Raw genomic sequence first — 2,856 nt, 5'->3', positions numbered from 1 at the left:
CTTTACTCACACAAAAATTGCACAATTTCTATAATTATGGTATAATATAATGTGGCGTAAGCTGAGTACAGAAAATGTCTTTCGGACAAATTATTATATATAGTATAGCATTACTTGCTATAGTCAAAGTATTTCTCTTTTTGAGAAAAATATACAAAAATCGCATTAGAAAAATCATATTTCCTAGAAAAGTTTTTAAAGAAGAGTGGGAAGAAGACAGAAAATTCAATGAATTATATCAAAAAAATAAGCAAAAAGAGTTGATGAAACAACAGGAAATACTGCGTGAGAAGCAAAAAGATGTGCAAGTTTATAAAGAAGATCCAGAAATAGTTGACATAGCAAAACCGGTAGGTAAATGGACAAAGATGGTTATGATGGGTAATGGTTTAATGCAGCGTTTTGCACAATTGATACATAGAGAAGGCGGACAGAAAGGATTTTGGGAGCTGTTTGTAAAAGCTCAGGCTTCAACTCAAGGTAAACATAAGGGAAAGGGCAGATAATCCATGCTTGAATGTGAAAATTTATCCTGCACTCGTAATAATAAGGTACTATTTAAGAATCTCAGTTTTAAAGCTGAGCTAAAATCAAAGATTCTAATCACTGGTCCAAATGGTAGTGGTAAAACCAGCTTAATTAGAAGTTTATCTGGACTTTTACCGCCGGTATCAGGCAATATAAGGCACTGCGGAAAAGATATATATGATGATCCAAAATCCTATATATCTTCTATGGTCTATATAGGCCATAAGAATGCCTGTAAAGATAGCTTAACTGTTGCTCAAAACGTAGAATTCTGGGCAGGAATACGAAATACTAGAGAATTGATTGTGGCAGCTATTTGTTGCTTGCAGTTGCAACCTGTACTTAATATTAGATATGGCGAACTTTCTGCAGGCTGGAAAAGGAGAGTTGCGCTTGCTCGCCTCTTGATTTCTAATGCAAACGTTTGGCTGATAGATGAACCATTTTGTAATCTTGATAGTGCAACGTGTGAATTAGTGCTGAACCTAATCTCAATACGCTCTGAGCAAAATGGTATAGTAATTATTACAGGGCATAGCTCTACAGAGCAATTGTGTGATTTTACAACGATTGATATACGTAATTTCAATAGACTTCTTGTATAGTTTTTGGCAACAACCGCTAGAAATAAAAAACTTGCTTGACAAACTCCGCCAGCCCCCTTATCATAAACACTGAAGCTATTTATTTATCTTCTCTGTACAGATTAAATGACAAAAAAACTCACGTATCTGGCGTCTCATGTTTAATTTTTTGCACTATGTGCACCTTATGTCTTTATCAAACTTCTACCTACATAAGCTGAAACGCGCTTATAAAGCGTTTAAAACATAAAAAAACGCCAACTTAAAAAATGGATAGTGAATAACTAGCTACCCTAGGGTTTCTTTTGCCTTTTTTTCTGTTTAGTAAATTTCTTAAATATTTATAGCTAAGGTTAGTTGCATTTAAAAGCAGCTGAGTCGCGGTTATTAAGCGTTTAGAATAAAAAAACGCCATACTTGAAAGTATAATGTAAGTAATTAGCCAACCACGGGGCTTCTTTTGCCTTTTTTTCTGTTTAGTAAATTTCTTAAATATTTATAGCTAAACGACAACCGTCATCCCGCTGCTTGTTAGCGGCTAAGGGATACCGCGAAGGGATACTGCGAATGAATCGCGGTATGACGGTTAATTATTCTGCGGCGGTATGACGTAGAGCTCGCGTTAGCTATACTTTTATACTCACCAACTCAGTATCCAATCTGGATCCAAGTAGTCAGCTACTTGGATGACAACCTGTTGAGGCTGCGCTTACACATTCCACTTTCTATGCTCACCAAACAAATTTGCTTACTCGCAGCAAAATTTTCTGGATCCAAGTAGTCAGCTACTCGGATGACATCTTTGTGTTTGAGGCAAAACCAGCTATAACATTTCTTCGCAAACAAATGTTCGTACAGTTGNNNGCGTGATGCTGGAATCTAGACAACAATTAGATCCTATTGTCAAGCAATAAGCTACATGTGCTATTTATTTAGTAGATTAAATATGAAGTTTAAAACTCTGCTATTGACTTCCTGTAGAACTAGTGAAAACCAAACTTGCTTAAAACCACTTAATTAGTTATAGTTACAAGTTTAGGTACAGTAAAATGACAGCTTTTGTCCCCTTGATTATTTTTTTAATCTTGTATCTTGGAAGTGGTGCTTATTTTTCTTTTATCGGAACTGATAATCCACTTCATCAGGTTTCACCAGTAATCTGCTTATTACCAGCACTATTTTTTGCTGTCTCACGTGGTACAAATAAAATTCAGCATAACATCGATACTGTTATCAAGGGCATGGGTGACAAAAACACCCTTACTATGTGTTTAATTTTTTTATTTTCTGGAGCATTTTCTGCGGTGACTCAATCAATCGGTAGCGCAGACACTGTTGCTAATTTAATTCTTAATTTCCTTCCAGCAAGATTACTGCTGCCTGGAGTATTTTTGGCTTCTGCTTTTATTTCAACTGCAATTGGCACATCTATGGGAGTTGTTGCGCTGATGGTACCTATAGCTGTTAATCTGGCAAAAAGTGGAGCTTTTGGTCTCGAAATAGGAACTGCAACTGTAGTAGGTGGTGCCGTGTTTGGCGATAACCTTTCGATGATATCTGATACCACCATTGCATCTGTTTCTTCACAGGAAGCTTCAGCAAAAGATAAACTTAAAATGAACTCTAAAGTTGCACTTATTGCCAGCATTATAACACTCATCTACCTAGCAGTTGCCTCAAATAGTACAAAAATTATTTCTATATCAAATTTAGATTATTATTCTATAATAAAAATTATTCCTTC

General features: G+C 35.8%; 3 protein-coding genes. All 3 read left to right on the top strand.

Annotation, left to right across the window (positions count from 1 at the left end; genetic code table 11):
* The first annotated feature begins 74 nt into the window (after positions 1-74).
* Positions 75-506: a hypothetical protein gene (locus WG67_RS01780; RefSeq protein ID WP_010082661.1), complete on the top strand. Its 432-nt coding sequence runs from the start codon at positions 75-77 to the stop codon at positions 504-506.
* Between the two features lie 3 nt (positions 507-509).
* Entirely contained in the window at positions 510-1,133 is a 624-nt protein-coding gene (gene ccmA, locus WG67_RS01775) for a heme ABC exporter ATP-binding protein CcmA (protein WP_007548816.1), read from the top strand.
* A gap of 1,028 nt (positions 1,134-2,161) precedes the next feature.
* The coding region (locus WG67_RS08210) for a Na+/H+ antiporter NhaC family protein (RefSeq protein ID WP_458694978.1) at positions 2,162-2,856 on the top strand (695 nt) is incomplete at its 3' end.

The sequence above is a fragment of the Wolbachia endosymbiont of Drosophila incompta genome (genome assembly GCF_001758565.1).
GTDB lineage: Bacteria > Pseudomonadota > Alphaproteobacteria > Rickettsiales > Anaplasmataceae > Wolbachia > Wolbachia pipientis.
The sequence above is the reverse complement of the archived record's forward strand: the minus strand, read 5'-3'. Positions and strand labels throughout refer to the sequence as shown.